We start from the raw sequence: 16,077 nt of genomic DNA, 5'->3' as shown, positions 1-16,077 counted from the left end.
CTCAGCAGTCCAGTGGGTTGCGCTTGTCCGGGTCGATGCCGAACTTGACGATGGCATCAGCTACCACCTTCGGTTCGATCTCGCCACGGTCAGCCAAGGCTTCCAGGGCAGCCAGCACCACGAAGTGACGGTCAACTTCGAAGAAGTGACGCAGCTTCTTGCGGCTGTCGCTGCGACCGAAACCATCGGTACCCAGGACTTTGAACTCTTTGCTCGGCACCCACTGACGGATCTGCTCGGCAAAAATCTTCATGTAGTCGGTCGATGCGATAACCGGGCCTTTGCGACCGGTCAGGCACTGCTCGACGTAAGTCTGCTGTGGCTTCTGGCCAGGCTTGAGGCGGTTGGCGCGTTCTACGGCGAGGCCGTCGCGACGCAGTTCGTTGAAGCTGGTAACGCTCCACACGTCGGCACCGACGTTGAACTCTTCGCGCAGGATCTTCGCAGCTTCACGGACTTCACGCAGGATGGTGCCGGAACCCATCAGCTGAACGTGGTGTGCCGCGTCGCGGGTGTCTTCTTCGAGCAGGTACATGCCCTTGACGATACCTTCCTCGACACCGGCCGGGATTGCCGGCTGCTGGTAGGATTCGTTCATCACGGTGATGTAGTAGAAGATGTCCTGTTGCTCTTCGGTCATCTTCTTCATGCCGTCCTGAATGATCACCGCCAGCTCATAGCCGTAGGTTGGATCGTAGGTGCGGCAGTTCGGGATGGTCCCGGCCAGCAGGTGGCTATGACCGTCTTCGTGCTGCAGGCCTTCACCGTTGAGGGTGGTACGGCCGGCGGTACCGCCGATCAGGAAGCCACGGGTGCGGCTGTCGCCAGCGGCCCAGGCCAGGTCACCGATACGCTGGAAGCCGAACATCGAGTAGAAGATGTAGAACGGCAGCATCGGCTGGTTGTGGTTCGAGTACGAAGTACCGGCAGCGATGAACGACGACATGGCGCCGGCTTCGTTGATGCCTTCTTCGAGAATCTGACCTTTCTTGTCTTCGCGGTAGAACATCACCTGGTCTTTGTCGACTGGCTCGTAGAGCTGGCCGACCGACGAGTAGATGCCCAGCTGGCGGAACATGCCTTCCATACCGAAGGTACGGGCTTCGTCCGGGATGATCGGAACGATGCGCTGGCCAATCTCTTTGTCCTTGACCAGCTGCGCGAGGATCCGCACGAAGGCCATGGTGGTGGAGATTTCACGGTCGCCCGAACCGTCCAGGATAGCCTTGAGGGTTTCCAGGGGCGGGGTCGGGATGCTCATGCTCTTGGCGCGGCGCTGTGGTACGAAGCCACCCAGGGCGGAGCGACGCTCGGCCAGGTAACGGGCCTCGGCGCTGCCTTCTTCTGGTTTGAAGAACGGCAGGTTCTCCAGCTCGTCGTCCTTGACCGGGATGTCGAAACGATCACGGAAGTGACGCAGGCTGTCGACGTCGACCTTCTTGGTGTTGTGCGCGGTGTTCTTGGCTTCGCCAGCACCGGTACCGTAACCCTTGATGGTCTTGGCCAGGATGACGGTCGGCTGTTCCTTGTGGTTCACAGCCTGGTGGTACGCCGCGTAGACCTTGTACGGGTCGTGGCCGCCACGGTTGAGCTTCCAGATCTCGTCATCGGACAGGTCTTCGACCATGGCCTTGAGCTCTGGGGTGTTGAAGAAGTGCTGACGGACGTACGCGCCGTCCTTGGCCTTGTAGTTCTGGTACTCGCCGTCGATGACTTCGTCCATGCGACGTTGCAGGATACCGTCGACGTCCTTGGCCAGCAGTGGGTCCCAGAAACGGCCCCAGACCACTTTGTTGACGTTCCAGCCACCGCCACGGAACACGCCTTCGAGTTCCTGGATGATCTTGCCGTTACCGCGCACTGGGCCGTCGAGGCGCTGCAGGTTGCAGTTGATGACGAAGATCAGGTTGTCCAGCTTCTCGCGGCCAGCCAGGGAGATCGCGCCCAGGGATTCCGGCTCGTCGCACTCGCCGTCGCCCATGAAGCACCAGACCTTTTGCTTGCCGGCCGGGATGTAGCCGCGGGCTTCGAGGTACTTCATGAAGCGCGCCTGGTAGATCGCCTGGATCGGGCCCAGACCCATCGAAACGGTCGGGAACTGCCAGAAATCAGGCATCAGCCATGGGTGCGGGTAGGACGACAGGCCTTTGCCATCGACTTCCTGACGGAAGTTGTTCATCTGCTCTTCGCTGATCCGGCCTTCCATGAAGGCACGGGCGTAGACGCCAGGCGAGGCGTGGCCCTGGAAGAAGATCAGGTCGCCGCCGTGTTCGTCGGTCGGGGCCTGGAAGAAGTAGTTGAAGCCGATGTCATACAGGGTGGCACTGGAGGCAAAGCTCGAGATGTGTCCGCCCAGGTCCGAATCCTTCAGGTTGGTGCGCATGACCATGGCCAGTGCGTTCCAACGCACCAACGAGCGAATGCGGCGTTCCATGAACAGGTCGCCAGGCATGCGTGCTTCGTGGGTGACAGGGATGGTGTTGCGGTATGGCGTGGTGATGGCATACGGCAGCTGGGAACCACTGCGGGTGGCCAGCTCGCCCATACGGGTCATCAGGTAATGAGCGCGGTCTTCGCCTTCTTTGTCGAGGACCGACTCCAGGGCATCCAGCCATTCCTGGGTTTCGATTGGATCGAGGTCTTGCATGGCTTGCTCCAGGGCGGAAAGGCAACCAGAATCGGCTGCCTGAGTTTGCGACTGGCCTTATGGGCAGACGTCGTGAATTCTTGGATTACCGGAGTGTGACCCGGCGCCGTGTAGTTTTACTACAAAAGCTTTCGCATTTCATGCTTTTACACGGTCGGGGTAGTAGTAATACTACAGAAATGCGACGTTTGGTCGCACCCTGGCTTGTGGGGAAAAACGTTCATGTTGGTTGGCGATGTAGCTGAGGCGGGTGGATCTTGATGTTTAATGCCAATGATTCGTTGATTTCAGCTATTTACAACTTTTGTATGACACTTCAACCGCGGTCCCGCTTCCCCGTAGCCAATTACACCCCTCCCTTTGTTGCCGATCAAGGATAGCCCATGCGTCTGCCTTTGCCTCTCGATCTGCCCGCTGGCTTGCAACCACTGGTCGTCCGTAACCAACAGCTGCTGAACGAGGCGCTGAGCAGTCAGGACGACCCTGGCCTGTCTACGTTGAGCGCCGAGCATCGGCAGCAGTTCGAGCAGGTGGCTGCCGCCAGCGAGTTCATCTTCGATCAGGCTCAGCGCGAGCCGGGTATGTTGCTCGAGCTGCTGGCCAGCGGTGATCTGGAGCAGGCCTATGCGCCGGGCGAGATGACCGCGCGGATTGCCGCAGTGGCCCAGGCGGCGCAGAGCGAAGAAGAGCTGGCGCGCAACCTGCGCCGGGCCCGCAACCGTCAGCAGATGCGCATCATCTGGCGCGACATTACCCGCCAGGCGGCGCTGGGGGAAACCTGCCGCGACCTGTCAGATATGGCCGACGCCTGCATCGACCAGGCTTACCAATGGCTGTACCCGCGGCATTGCCAGCAGTTCGGCACGCCGATCGGCAACCGCAGTGGCGAGGCGCAGCACATGGTCGTACTGGGCATGGGCAAGCTGGGTGCGGTCGAGCTGAACCTGTCTTCGGACATCGACCTGATCTTCGCCTTTGCCGAGGGCGGCGAGACGGAGGGGGTCAAGCGCTCGCTGGACAACCAGGAGTTTTTCACCCGCCTCGGCCAGCGCCTGATCAAGGCACTCGATCCGGTCACCGTCGATGGCTTTGTGTTTCGCGTCGATATGCGCCTGCGTCCCTACGGCTCGGCCGGCGCGCTGGTGCTGTCGTTCAATGCACTGGAGCAGTACTACCAGGACCAGGGCCGCGACTGGGAACGCTACGCCATGATCAAGGCGCGTGTTGTGGCCGGTGATCAGGCTGCCGGCGCCCAGTTGCAGGAGATGCTGCGGCCGTTCGTGTACCGGCGCTACCTGGACTTCTCGGCAATCGAAGCGCTGCGCACCATGAAGCAGCTGATTCAGCAGGAAGTGCGGCGCAAGGGCATGGCCGACAACATCAAGCTGGGCGCCGGAGGCATTCGCGAGGTCGAGTTCATCGCCCAGGCTTTCCAGCTGATCCATGGTGGGCGCGACCTGAGCCTGCAGCAGCGGCCACTGCTGAAGGTGCTGGCCACCCTTGAAGGGCAGGGCTATTTGCCGCCTGCAGTGATTACCGAGCTGCGCGAAGGCTATGAATTCCTGCGTTATACCGAACACGCCATCCAGGCCATTGCCGACCGGCAGACGCAGATGTTGCCCGACAGCGACATCGATCGGGCGCGGGTTGCGTTCATCCTCGGCTTTGCCGACTGGGACAGCTTCCATGCCCAATTGATGTACTGGCGCGGACGCATCGACTGGCACTTCCGCCAGGTCATCGCTGACCCGGATGAAGACGAGGCCGAGGGCGAACTGGTGGTGGGGGGCGAATGGTCGCCGCTGTGGGAGCAGGCCCAGGATGAAGAGGCCGCCTGCCGCCAGCTTGAAGAAGCCGGCTTCGGCCAGCCAGCCGATGCCTTGCGCCGCCTGACCGGGCTGCGCGCTAGCCCGCAGCTGCGTTCGATGCAGCGCCTGGGCCGCGAACGCCTGGATGCATTTATCCCGCGCCTGCTGGCTCAGGCCGTTGAACACGATAATCCCGACTTGGTATTGGAGCGGGTACTGCCGCTGGTCGAGGCGGTGGCGCGGCGCTCGGCTTACCTGGTGTTGCTGACCGAGAACCCAAGTGCCCTGCGCCGTCTACTGACGCTGTGCGCAGCCAGCCCGTGGATCGCCGAACAGATTGCCCGCTATCCGCTGCTGCTCGATGAGCTGCTCAACGAGGGCCGTCTGTTCAGCCCGCCGCTGGCGCCGGAATTGGCCAGCGAGCTACGCGAGCGGCTGACCCGCATCCCTGAAGACGACCTCGAGCAGCAGATGGAGGCCCTGCGCCACTTCAAGCTGGCGCACAGCCTGCGCGTGGCCGCTTCGGAGATCAGCGGCAACCTGCCATTGATGAAGGTCAGTGACTACCTGACCTGGCTGGCCGAGGCGATTCTTGACCAGGTGCTGGCGCTGGCCTGGCGCCAGACCGTGGCCCGTCACGGTCAGCCCAAACGCAGCGATGGCAGCCTGTGTGATCCAGGTTTCATCATCGTCGGTTACGGCAAGGTCGGCGGCATCGAGCTGGGCCACGGCTCTGATCTCGACCTGGTGTTCATTCATGACGGCGATCCGCAGGCTGAAACCGACGGCGCCAAGCCGATCGACAGCGCGCAGTTCTACACCCGTCTGGGCCAGCGCATCATTCACCTGCTGACCACCCAGACCAACTCCGGCCAGCTGTATGACGTCGACATGCGCCTGCGTCCCTCGGGCGCTGCCGGCTTGCTGGTCAGCTCGCTCGGTGCGTTCGAGCGTTACCAGCAAGGGGAAGCCTGGACCTGGGAGCATCAGGCGCTGGTACGGGCGCGGGTGCTGGTTGGCTGCAAGGACGTGGCGAGCGCGTTTGAAGCGGTGCGGGCGAGGGTGCTCGGCCAGCCACGTGATCTGGACAAACTGCGCGCCGAGGTCAGCGAGATGCGCGCCAAGATGCGCGGCAGCCTGGGCACCAAGCAGACTGCGGCAGGCACTGCGAGCAATGCCTTCGAGGCTGGCGTGCCGTTCGATATCAAACAAGATGCCGGCGGCATCGTCGATATCGAGTTCATGGTCCAGTACGCGGCGCTGGCCTGGTCGCACGCGCACCCGGCGCTGCTGCGCTGGACCGACAACATCCGCATCCTCGAAGAACTCGAACAGGCCGGGCTGGTGCCGGCCAGCGATGCAATATTGCTGCGAGAAGTGTACAAGGCGTTTCGCTCGGCCTCGCACCGCCAGGCCCTGCAAAAGCAGGCCGGGGTGATCGACGCCGCGCAGTTCGCCACTGAACGCGCCGAAGTGCGCCGGATCTGGGGTGAGTTGGGTTTGAGCTGAAATCGCTGGGGCCGCAGGGCGGCCCTTCGCGGCAGTCCGGCGTCCCGGTAAACCCACAGGGTTAGGCTGCGCCGCAAAAACTTGTGGGAGCGGGTTTACCCGCGAACGAAGGCAAAGCCTTCGCCGTACAAATAGGGGGCTGCGACCGGCCTCTTCGCGGGTAAACCCGCTCCCACAGGGTTATGAGCGGCGTGCTGAGCTCGTGTTCTTTTGCGTTACAGGCGCTAAAAGCCTTGCTCCACCACCAGTGGTACACTGCACGCCACCTAGCCTGAATATAAAGAGGGGAGACCGTGCTGCACTTTCCCCCAGCGTTCCTGGACAAAGCATGAGAATACTGATCATTGGCCCCAGCTGGGTCGGCGACATGGTAATGGCGCAGACCTTGTTCCAGTGCCTGAAGCAGCAGCACCCTGAGTGTGAGATCGACGTGCTGGCGCCCGAATGGAGCCGGCCGCTGCTCGAACGCATGCCCGAAGTGCGCCAGGCCTTGAGCTTCCCGCTCGGCCACGGCGCGCTGGAGCTGGCCACGCGCCGGCGGATCGGCAAGTCGCTGGCGGGCCAGTACGACCAGGCGATCCTGTTGCCCAATTCGTTGAAGTCGGCGCTGGTGCCGTACTTTGCCGGCATCCCCAAACGCACCGGTTGGCGCGGCGAGATGCGCTACCTGTTGCTCAACGACGTGCGCAAGCTGGACAAGGCGCGTTACCCGCTGATGATCGAGCGCTTTATGGCCCTGGCCTATGCGCCCGGCGCCGAGCTGCCGCAGCCGTATCCGCGGCCAAGCCTGCAGATCGAGGCGCCGAGCCGCGACGCCGCGCTGGCCAAGTTCGGCCTGGCGCTGGACCGGCCGGTCCTGGCCTTGTGCCCGGGCGCCGAGTTTGGCGAGTCCAAGCGCTGGCCGGCCGAGCACTACGCCGAAGTCGCCGACGCCATGATCCGCCAGGGCTGGCAGGTCTGGCTGTTTGGCTCGAAGAAAGACCACCCGGTTGGCGAAGCCATCCGCGAGCGGTTGATCCCCGGCCTGCGCGAAGAGTCTTACAACCTTTCCGGCGAAACCTCGCTGGCCGAGGCCATCGACCTGATGTCCTGCGCCGATGCGGTGGTTTCCAACGACTCAGGGCTGATGCACGTCGCCGCGGCGCTTAACCGCCCGCTGGTGGCGGTGTACGGCTCGACCTCGCCGGGCTTCACCCCGCCCTTGGCCGAACAAGTCGAAGTGGTCCGCCTGGGCCTGGAATGCAGCCCGTGCTTCGACCGCACCTGCCGCTTTGGTCATTACAACTGCCTGCGTCTGCTTGAGCCGGGCAAGGTCATTGCCGCGCTGCATAATCTGGCTGGGCCGAACCGTATCGATGTTCTGGCTGAGGTCGACTGAGTGCGGGTTCTGATCATCAAGACGTCTTCGTTGGGAGACGTGATTCATACCTTGCCGGCGCTGACCGATGCCGCTCACGCCATCCCCGGCATCCGTTTCGACTGGGTGGTGGAAGAGGGCTTTGCCGAGATCCCGAGCTGGCACCCAGCGGTCGACCGGGTGATTCCGGTAGCGATACGGCGCTGGCGCAAGAACATCTGGCAGACCCTCAAGAGCGGTGAATGGAAAGCCTTCAAGCAGCGCCTGCGCGAGCGCCAGTATGACCTGGTGATCGACGCCCAGGGCCTGGTCAAATCGGCCTGGCTGACCCGTTATGTCAAGGCGCCGGTGGCTGGGCTAGATCGCTTCTCGGCGCGTGAAGGCCTGTCCAGCCGCTTCTATGACCGGCCGTTGTCGGTTGCGGTCGGCCAGCATGCGGTGGAGCGCCTGCGTCAGCTGTTTGCCCTGGCGCTGGCTTACGACCTGCCCGAAGGCATCGGCAACTACGGCCTGGACCTCGACCGTCTGCAATTGCCACCCACGGCGCCGTTCGTGGTGTTCCTGCATGGCACGACCTGGGCAACCAAGCATTGGCCAGAGGCCTACTGGCGCGAGTTGGCCGAACGCATGGGCCGGCGCAACCTGCAGGTCTGCCTGCCGTGGGGCAATCAGGCCGAAAAAGACCGTGCCGAGCGCATCGCCCAGGGCTTGAGTAATTGCCAGGTACTGCCCAAATTGAATCTGGTAGGGGTGGCTCGCGTGTTGGCCGCAGCCAAGGCCTGCGTGGCGGTGGATACCGGCCTGGGTCATCTGGCTGCAGCACTGGATGTACCGACCATTTCCCTGTTTGGACCCACCAACCCTGGATTGACCGGCGCCTACGGACGTGTCCAGGTCCACCAGGCCAGCGACTTCCCTTGCGCGCCCTGCCTGCAAAAGAAGTGCACCTATAAACCGAGCGCCGAGGATCTGCGCCGGTTCGATATCAAACGCGAGTGGCCGCTGTGCTTCACTCGCCTGAATCCCGAGCATGTGGCGAGCCGCTTGAGCGCGTTGCTGCTGGCTGAGGATGTTCGTTAATGCAACTGGCTTTCGTACTGTACAAATACTTCCCGTTTGGCGGGCTGCAGCGTGACTTCATGCGCATTGCCCTGGAGTGCCAGCAGCGTGGTCATCAGATCCGCGTCTATACGCTGATCTGGGAGGGCGAGGTTCCGCCTGGCTTCGAAGTGCTGGTGGCGCCGGTCAAGGCGATCTTCAACCATCGCCGCAACGAGAAGCTCAGCGCCTGGATGGCCGCTGACCTGGCCAAGCGCCCGGTCGACCGCCTGATCGGCTTCAACAAGATGCCCGGACTGGACGTCTACTACGCTGCCGACGGCTGCTTCGAAGACAAGGCGCAGACCCTGCGCGGCAGCCTGTACCGGCGCTGGGGCCGTTACCGCCACTTCGCCGAATACGAGCGTGCGGTGTTCGCCAAGGATGCCCGCACCGAGATCCTGATGATCTCCGAAGTGCAGCAGCCGCTGTTCATCAAACACTACGGTACACCGGTGGAGCGTTTTCATCTGCTGCCACCAGGGATTTCCCAGGACCGTCGGGCACCGGCCAACGCCGCTGAAATCCGTGCGCAGTTCCGTCAGGAGTTCAAACTCACTGACGACGACCTGCTGCTGGTGCAGATCGGCTCCGGCTTCAAGACCAAGGGCGTCGACCGCAGCCTCAAGGCGCTGGCTGCGCTGCCGGCGGCGTTGCGCAAGCGTACCCGGCTGATGGTCATCGGCCAGGACGACCCCAAAGTGTTCCAGCTGCAAAGTGCCGGGCTGGGCCTGGGCGAGCAGGTGCAATTTCTCAAGGGGCGCAGCGATATCCCGCGCTTCCTGTTGGGTGCTGACCTGCTGATCCACCCGGCCTACAACGAAAACACCGGCACCGTACTGCTCGAAGCGCTGGTCGCCGGCTTGCCGGTGCTGGTCTCGAAAGTCTGCGGTTATGCCCATTACATCGCCGAGGCCGACAGCGGCCTGGTGCTTGATGAGCCGTTCGCGCAGGAGCAGCTCGACCGCTACCTGCAACGCATGCTCGAAGACGGCGAGGCCCGTGCGGCCTGGTCGCGCAATGGCCTGGCGTTTGCCGACAGCGCCGACCTCTACAGCATGCCGCAGCATGCCGCCGATGTGATCCTCAACCAGGAGCGCGCATGAAGCTGATATTGGCGCAGCCGTTCCAACGGCTGTGGGCCGGGCGCGATGCCTTCGAGGCCGCCGAGCAACTGCAGGGCGAAGTGTTCCGCGAACTGGAAGGCCGGCGCACGCTGCGCACCGAGGTCGAGGGCGCAGGTTACTTCGTCAAGATTCACCGTGGCATCGGCTGGGGCGAGATCTTCAAGAACCTGTTCAGCGCCAAGCTGCCGGTACTCGGTGCCGGCCAGGAATGGCGCGCCATCCAGCGCCTGCATGAAGTCGGCGTGCCGACCATGACCGCAGTCGCCTACGGCGAGCGCGGCAGCAATCCGGCGCAGCAGCATTCGTTCATCATCACCGAAGAGCTGGCGCCGACCATCAGCCTGGAAGACTTCAGCATCGACTGGGTCAAGCAGCCGCCGCTGCCGCGCCTCAAACACGCGCTGATCGCCGAAGTGGCGAAGATGACCGGCGGCATGCACCGCGCCGGGGTCAACCACCGCGACTGCTACATCTGCCATTTCCTTCTGCATACTGATCGCCCGGTGAGTGCCGACGACTTCAAACTGTCGGTAATCGACCTGCACCGCGCCCAGACTCGCAGCAGCATCAGCCGCCGCTGGCGCGACAAGGACCTGGCCGCGCTGTACTTCTCGGCGCTGGATATCGGCCTGACCCGGCGCGACAAGCTGCGCTTCCTGCGCGGTTACTTCCAGCAGCCGCTGCGTCAGATCCTCACCGAGGAGGCGCGCCTGCTGGCCTGGCTCGAAGGCAAGGCGCAGAAACTGTACGCGCGCAAACAACGCTACGGGGATGCACTCTGATGGCGGGCTGGACGCTGCTGCCGGAGTATCAACACCTGGCAGCAGATTTCGGCAGCCTCGAGGCAGTGTTCGCCATCGACGGCGAGCGCCTGACCCGTGACCCGCTCAGCGAAGTGGTGCGGATCCAGCGCGATGGCGTGTACTACTACGTCAAACGCTATACCGGCGCCGGCAAGCACTTGCGCCGCTACCTGGGCCGGCCGCGGATCAAGGCCGAGTGGCAGAACCTCAAGCAGTTCGCCAAGTGGGGCATTCCCACCGCCGAAGTGATCGGCTGGGGCCTGGAGCGCAATGGCCTGGCCTTTGGCCGTGGGGCGATGATCACCCGCGAGCTGCCGCGTACCGAAGACCTGTCCGAACTGGCCAAGCGCAATGATCCGCGCCTGGCCGACCGCGCCTGGGTCGACCACGTCAGCCGTCAGTTGGCCCGGCATACGCGGGTCATGCACGACAACCACTTCACCCATAACGATCTGAAGTGGCGCAACCTGCTGGTGGACGATCAGGGCACGCTATTCTTCATCGATTGCCCGACCGGCGATTTCTGGCGCGGCTTCATGCTCCGCCATCGAGTGATCAAGGACCTGGCCTGCCTGGACAAGGTCGCCAAGTATCACCTGTCGGCGACTCAGCGCCTGCGCTTCTACCTGCAGTACCGCGGGCACCAGCGGTTGAACGCGAGCGACAAAAAACGGGTACGCGAAGTGGTGCGCTTTTTCGAGGGAAGGGAATGACCGACTATCTGGCCAGCAGCGAGCTTGCCCTGCTGCAACGCCACGGCTTGAACGATTTCGAAGCGCTGTGGGCGCTGCAACTCGATGCGGTGGACGAACCCAATACCGGCCGTGGCGGCTGGAGCAGCGTGTTTCGCCTGGAGCTGGAGGGCAAGGGCTACTACCTCAAACGCCAGCTCAACTACTTCACTCGCACCCTGCATCGGCCCTTCGGTGAGCCGACATTTGCCCGCGAGTTTCGCAATATCACGCGCTATCAGAAGCTGAAGATCCCGGCCTTGCAGGCGGTGTTCTACGGTGAGCGCAAGGGCAACGGCGAGCACCGCGCGATGCTCATGACTCGCGCCCTGGATGAGTGGAACGACCTCGACAGCCTGCTGGCGCAGTGGCCGCAACTGGCCGCCGAAAAACGCCTGGGCATCCTCCAGGCCTGCGGCCAACTGGGGCGTACCTTGCACGCCGCCGGCCAGGTGCACGGTTGCTTCTATCCCAAGCACATCTTCCTGCGCGAGCGCCGCGAAGGCTGGCAGGCGCAACTGATCGACCTGGAAAAGACCCGGCCGCTGCTGCTTGGCATGCGCGACCGGCTGAAAGATCTGGAACCTTTGCTGCGCCGTGCCCGCGCCTGGAGCGAAGGCGATGTGCGCAGTCTGCTGGCGGCCTATCTGCAGCAACCGGCCGACAGCGCGCTGGTGACTACCTGGCTGCAGCGGCTGGTGCGCCGCCAGCATGAAAAAGAGGCCCGTTGATGCGTTTGTCTGAACTCAAGGCGGCTGGGCGCACGCCGAGCCTGCCGCTGAACATTACCTTGGCCGATGCTGCTGGCAGCGCTGAGCTGCAGCTGCTCAGCCTGCTGCGGGTGCTGCCTGGGCAACGCTACGTCGGTGCTGGTATTTGGCGCGGCAAGCCGGTGCTGGCCAAGCTGCTGGTCGGCAGCAATGCTGCACGGCATTTTCAGCGCGAGCTGGATGGCGTCAAGCTGATTGCCGCGCAAGGCTTGACCACTCCGCAACTGCTGGCTGACGGTCTGCAAGAGGGCGAGGGCGGCTGGCTGTTGTTCGAGTACCTGGAAAACGCCCAGAGCCTGGGCGCTGCCTGGGCTGAGGTCGAGGCGCTGGCGCCGCTGGCCGATGAGCAGCAACAGGTGCTGGGAGAGGCGCTTGGGGCGGTTGCGCAGATGCACGCCAAGGGCTTGTGGCAGGCTGATCTGCATCTGGATAACCTGCTCCGCCACGGTGGCCAGCTGTACCTGATCGATGGTGCCGGGATCAAAGCCGAGACGCCTGGCCAATGCCTGTCACGCCCGCGCGTGCTGGAAAACCTCGGCGTGTTCTTCGCCCAGTTGCCCAAGCGCCTCGAGCCGTTCACCGAAGAGCTGCTGGTGCATTACCTGCTGGCCAACGGTGAGCACGCGCTGCCGCTGGAAGCCCTGCAGAAGCAGGTCGACAAGGTTCGCGCCTGGCGCCTCAAGGACTTCCTGGACAAGGCCGGTCGCGAGTGCACCCTGTTCAGCGTCGAACGCAGCCTGTCTGGCCTGCGTGCTATCGATCGTAGCGAAGTGGCGGCCATGCAGCCGGTGCTGGAGCAGGCCGATGCGCTGATCGACCAAGGCCACCTGTACAAGACCGGTGGCGCCGCAAGCGTTGCCCGGGTCGACGTTGGCGGCCGGCCGCTGGTGCTCAAGCGCTACAACATCAAGAACACCGTGCACTGGTTGAAGCGTTTCTGGCGCCCGAGCCGGGCCTGGCATTCGTGGATCGAAGGGCAGCGTCTGCGCTTTCTCGACATCGCCACGCCAAAGCCGCTGGCGGTGCTTGAACAACGGGTCATGGGCCTGCGCAGCCGTGCCTATCTGGTCACCGAATACGCCGATGGACCGGATCTGCTCGAGTGTTTTGCGCCCTTCGTCGCCAGTGGCGATGCGCCCGACGAGCAGTTGCAGGCCTTGCTGAGGTTGATGCAGCAGTTGATCCGCGAGCGCATCAGCCATGGCGATATGAAAGGCCATAATTTGTTCTGGCAGCACGGCCAATGGTCGTTGATCGACCTCGACGCCATGTGCCAGCACGCCACTCAACTCAGCTTCGCGGCTGCCTATGCCCGTGACCGGGCGCGCATGCTGCGAAACTGGCCGAGTGACAGCGCCTTGCACAAGCGGATTGATCAGCTGTTGCCGCGGCTCGCCGAGTAGGCTTCGGGCAGCGCCAGCCAGTCGCTGCTGCGGCCCGACTGGCGCACTCGGATGCGCCATTCGTCCGCCTGCCAGCGCAGCACCGCCCAAGGCTTGACGCCTGTCTGCTCAGCCGGGGGAATCAGCAGGTGGTACTGGTCTGCCAGCAAATGCCTGCGCAAGCCCAGTTGCCCGCTGCGGGTCTGCAGGTACAGCTGCTGGCCATCAGCGTGCAAGCCCGCTGCGCTGCTCAAAGGGGTGCCGGCGCGGGCTGGCGTGAGCAGGCAGTCATGACACAACGCTGCCAGATCTGGCAGGCCGTCATACCAGAGCACAGGTGAATCGATCACCCACTCGCCGCTGCGCAGGCGTTTGATCGGCTGCTGTAGATAGGCATCCGGTTGCTCAGGGTCGATAACCCGCCAGCGTTCGCCATCGAAGCTGACTTTGTAATGACTGCCGTGGTTGTCCCTGACGAAGTACAACGACAAGCCCCCAAACGCCGAAACCTGCTCGTAGACACCGATGTCATGCACACCATCGATGCGATAGCGCAACGAGCTGGTGTCGACATTGACTTGGTAGCGGGCCGGCAATGGCAGTGGCGGTTGCTTGGGCAAGCCGCGCAGCGCTCGGCGCAGGACGCCGGTAGCGAAGAAGCTGCCGCCCGCATCCGTGGCATGGCTGATGGTGTTGTAGAGATGGCGCAACACGCCTTCCATATCGCCTCGCTGGTGTGCCTGGATGCCATCGCAGATGTCCAGGATCATTCGCCCGATCGATAACGCCATGAGGGGCTTGGCAGGCAGTACCAGGCTTATCAGGTCCAGCAACCGCCAGGACAGGTCGATGACTGACTGAACATTGACCTCGCGGGTCGTCCGGCTGCTGGTGTCGACTGCTGCAAGTTGGGCGCGGACCTCTGCCATATACAATGCGAAGAACAGATCGTCGTGAATGGCTGGCAGGCGTAGAGAACTGCCCAAGCCCCCTTTGAGCAACAGCCGTTGCAGCTCGCTCTCCTCGACCTGTGGTAGCCGAGCGGCCAGGTACTGGCGCAGCGCCGGTTTGTCGCGCAGGGTGCGCAGCAATTGCCGGGTGCTGGAAAACTCGCGCCAGTTGCGTCGGTCTGGCGCGCCTGGGGTGTACATGAGAAACGACGGCACACTGCCTTGTGCAGTGTTTATCAGTAGCACCCCCTGCACCGTATGGCCCTGGATCAGTAGCTGCCGCACCACGACCGTATGGCCATCTACCGGCGGGCGGAGCGCGTTGTGGGGTTGGTCCAGTACCGCCGTTGCCCAGCGGTAACCACGCTCGGCGCGATGTTCGGCGAAGTGCCCGGCATACCGGGCCTTGACCGCTTCGGCACGCATTCGGGCGCGGTTGATTCGAGTATGGGCCAGCAGGCGCCAGCGGCCCGTGCGCGAGTCGACCAGTTGGGTGTAGAGAAAATCTGCATAGCGCCCGCCGGCATTGAGGCTGCGCACCAGTGTCTTCACGTAGGCCGGCGTCAGCTCCGGGGACAGCGTGCGTGCCTCGGTATGGCTGACACGGGCGGTCAACCAGTAGTCGTAATTGAACCAGGCGAGGTTGACCAAGGCCAGATCGTCCAGTGGCAAGCGCTCGGTGACCATCTCAATGGTTTCATTGCCGACCTGTTTGAGGCCTTGCCAGGTAATGAACAGGGATGGGTTGAACGGGTAGGGCTGCGGCCCGACCTGGCGGGCGCGCGTGATGCTCACCGTTATGTCCTGTGGTAGCAGTTGCAGGCCGAAATCATCGAGCAGGCGCTCTTGCAGGCGGGCTCGCGTCCATGTCCTGAGATCGTTCTGCTGAATAAACTGCGCTTGGGTGGGGATGCCTGGAGCCGCTGCTCTTTCACTGGCCACCACCAGTTCCTGCATGGTCTGCATGATGTGGCTGAGGCTTTGCGTGTCAGCATCGCGCAGCCATGCCGGCATGTGTTTTTCCAGTAACCGCGAATAGCGCGTGTTCAGCGTTGCCTTGCTACCAAGATCATCCTCGAGCCTGAGTGCCGCCATGACCTGCGCGTGTCGCGTGGTGGTCGATGACGGCTGGTCGTCGCCCCATAGCGACGGCAGGTTCAGGCGCTGGCGCTGGGTGTCGATCAGTTGCTGTACCTGCGCTTCGATCGGATCATCGGCATACCACTCATAACGCAGACGCTCAGCCAGACGCGCCTGCTCGGCGGATTGCGGGTCGGCGTACAGGTGCAGCAACGTGCTGCTGAGTAGAGGGTCGTCCAGCCGTTCGCACAGTTCGTCATGCAAGGCCTTGAGCGAGGGAAATACCTCGATGCCTTGTGACAGGCAGCACAGCAGTGCCTCGCCGGTTTCGCTGTCGGCGTCGAGCAGCGTGCCCTCAGGGGTGCCCGCGACGATCACCATCACCCCCGGCAGGTAGCTGCGCCAGTTGGGCTGCAGGTTCACCAGCAGGGGCCGGTAGACCTGAGGTCGGTGTGCTGCCGCTATCTGCTGGCGTTGCCAGGCGCGCGGTTGCTCGATGCAAGTGCGCAGCGGTGCGGCCTGATCGGCGCTCAGCGTGTCGTCAGTGATGCGCAGGTCGATTTCGGCCAGCAGGTAAATCTGGCGCAGGGCGATCAGCGACTGCTTGCGGTTCAAGCCTTGAGTATTGAGTTCTGACCAGTAGCTGGCCAGGTCGCTGTGGAGCTTGCGTCGCGTCTGCAGATCATTGTGCAGCGGCTGCTCGATGACCGGCAGGGGTTCGAGCAGCGCCTTGATCTGGCCGGTGAGTGTTTGGATAAGTTCGAGAGGTTGCATGGCCCGCTCCTTGTCATGGGGGACCCTGCATCCTAGGTACG

10 protein-coding genes are annotated in these 16,077 nt (G+C 63.2%); 8 read left to right on the top strand and 2 right to left on the bottom strand.

Annotated elements, in window-relative coordinates; all coding sequences use genetic code 11:
* Position 1: 1 nt before the first annotated feature.
* Entirely contained in the window at positions 2 to 2,647 is a 2,646-nt protein-coding gene (gene aceE / locus AC58X1_RS17230) for a pyruvate dehydrogenase (acetyl-transferring), homodimeric type (RefSeq protein ID WP_101322449.1), read from the bottom strand.
* A 383-nt stretch (positions 2,648 to 3,030) separates the two neighbouring features.
* On the opposite strand from aceE, the gene glnE reads away from it, so the two are divergent.
* From glnE to AC58X1_RS17190, 8 genes are all read left to right on the top strand, one after another.
* Positions 3,031 to 5,964, top strand: a complete 2,934-nt coding sequence (glnE, locus tag AC58X1_RS17225; protein WP_259076859.1) for a bifunctional [glutamate--ammonia ligase]-adenylyl-L-tyrosine phosphorylase/[glutamate--ammonia-ligase] adenylyltransferase — start codon at positions 3,031 to 3,033, stop codon at positions 5,962 to 5,964.
* Between the two features lie 328 nt (positions 5,965 to 6,292).
* A complete protein-coding gene (gene waaF / locus AC58X1_RS17220; protein WP_150571138.1) occupies positions 6,293 to 7,342 on the top strand; it encodes a lipopolysaccharide heptosyltransferase II in 1,050 nt (349 codons plus the stop codon).
* Positions 7,343 to 8,401: a lipopolysaccharide heptosyltransferase I gene (gene waaC / locus AC58X1_RS17215; RefSeq protein WP_150573398.1), complete on the top strand. Its 1,059-nt coding sequence runs from the start codon at positions 7,343 to 7,345 to the stop codon at positions 8,399 to 8,401.
* On the top strand, positions 8,401 to 9,525 hold the full coding sequence (locus AC58X1_RS17210; protein WP_150571140.1) for a glycosyltransferase family 4 protein: 1,125 nt from the start codon (positions 8,401 to 8,403) through the stop codon (positions 9,523 to 9,525). The genes waaC and AC58X1_RS17210 overlap by 1 nt, the downstream gene beginning before the upstream one ends.
* Positions 9,522 to 10,328, top strand: a complete 807-nt coding sequence (rfaP, locus tag AC58X1_RS17205; protein ID WP_101322444.1) for a lipopolysaccharide core heptose(I) kinase RfaP — start codon at positions 9,522 to 9,524, stop codon at positions 10,326 to 10,328. The genes AC58X1_RS17210 and rfaP overlap by 4 nt, the downstream gene beginning before the upstream one ends.
* A complete protein-coding gene (locus tag AC58X1_RS17200; RefSeq protein ID WP_150571141.1) occupies positions 10,328 to 11,062 on the top strand; it encodes a lipopolysaccharide kinase InaA family protein in 735 nt (244 codons plus the stop codon). The genes rfaP and AC58X1_RS17200 overlap by 1 nt, the downstream gene beginning before the upstream one ends.
* Positions 11,059 to 11,811, top strand: coding sequence for a lipopolysaccharide kinase InaA family protein (locus tag AC58X1_RS17195; RefSeq protein ID WP_150571142.1), 753 nt, complete (start codon positions 11,059 to 11,061; stop codon positions 11,809 to 11,811). The genes AC58X1_RS17200 and AC58X1_RS17195 overlap by 4 nt, the downstream gene beginning before the upstream one ends.
* Complete coding sequence (locus AC58X1_RS17190) at positions 11,811 to 13,253, top strand: lipopolysaccharide kinase InaA family protein (protein WP_497429206.1); 1,443 nt, start codon at positions 11,811 to 11,813, stop codon at positions 13,251 to 13,253. The genes AC58X1_RS17195 and AC58X1_RS17190 overlap by 1 nt, the downstream gene beginning before the upstream one ends.
* On the opposite strand, the gene AC58X1_RS17185 is transcribed toward AC58X1_RS17190, so the two are convergent.
* On the bottom strand, positions 13,226 to 16,036 hold the full coding sequence (locus AC58X1_RS17185; protein ID WP_497429205.1) for a dermonecrotic toxin domain-containing protein: 2,811 nt from the start codon (positions 16,034 to 16,036) through the stop codon (positions 13,226 to 13,228). The two genes, AC58X1_RS17190 and AC58X1_RS17185, sit on opposite strands and share 28 nt — an antisense overlap.
* Between the last annotated feature and the right edge of the window lie 41 nt (positions 16,037 to 16,077).

It is taken from the genome of Pseudomonas sp. PGPR N4 (assembly GCF_059693665.1).
The sequence above is the reverse complement of the archived record's forward strand: the minus strand, read 5'-3'. Positions and strand labels throughout refer to the sequence as shown.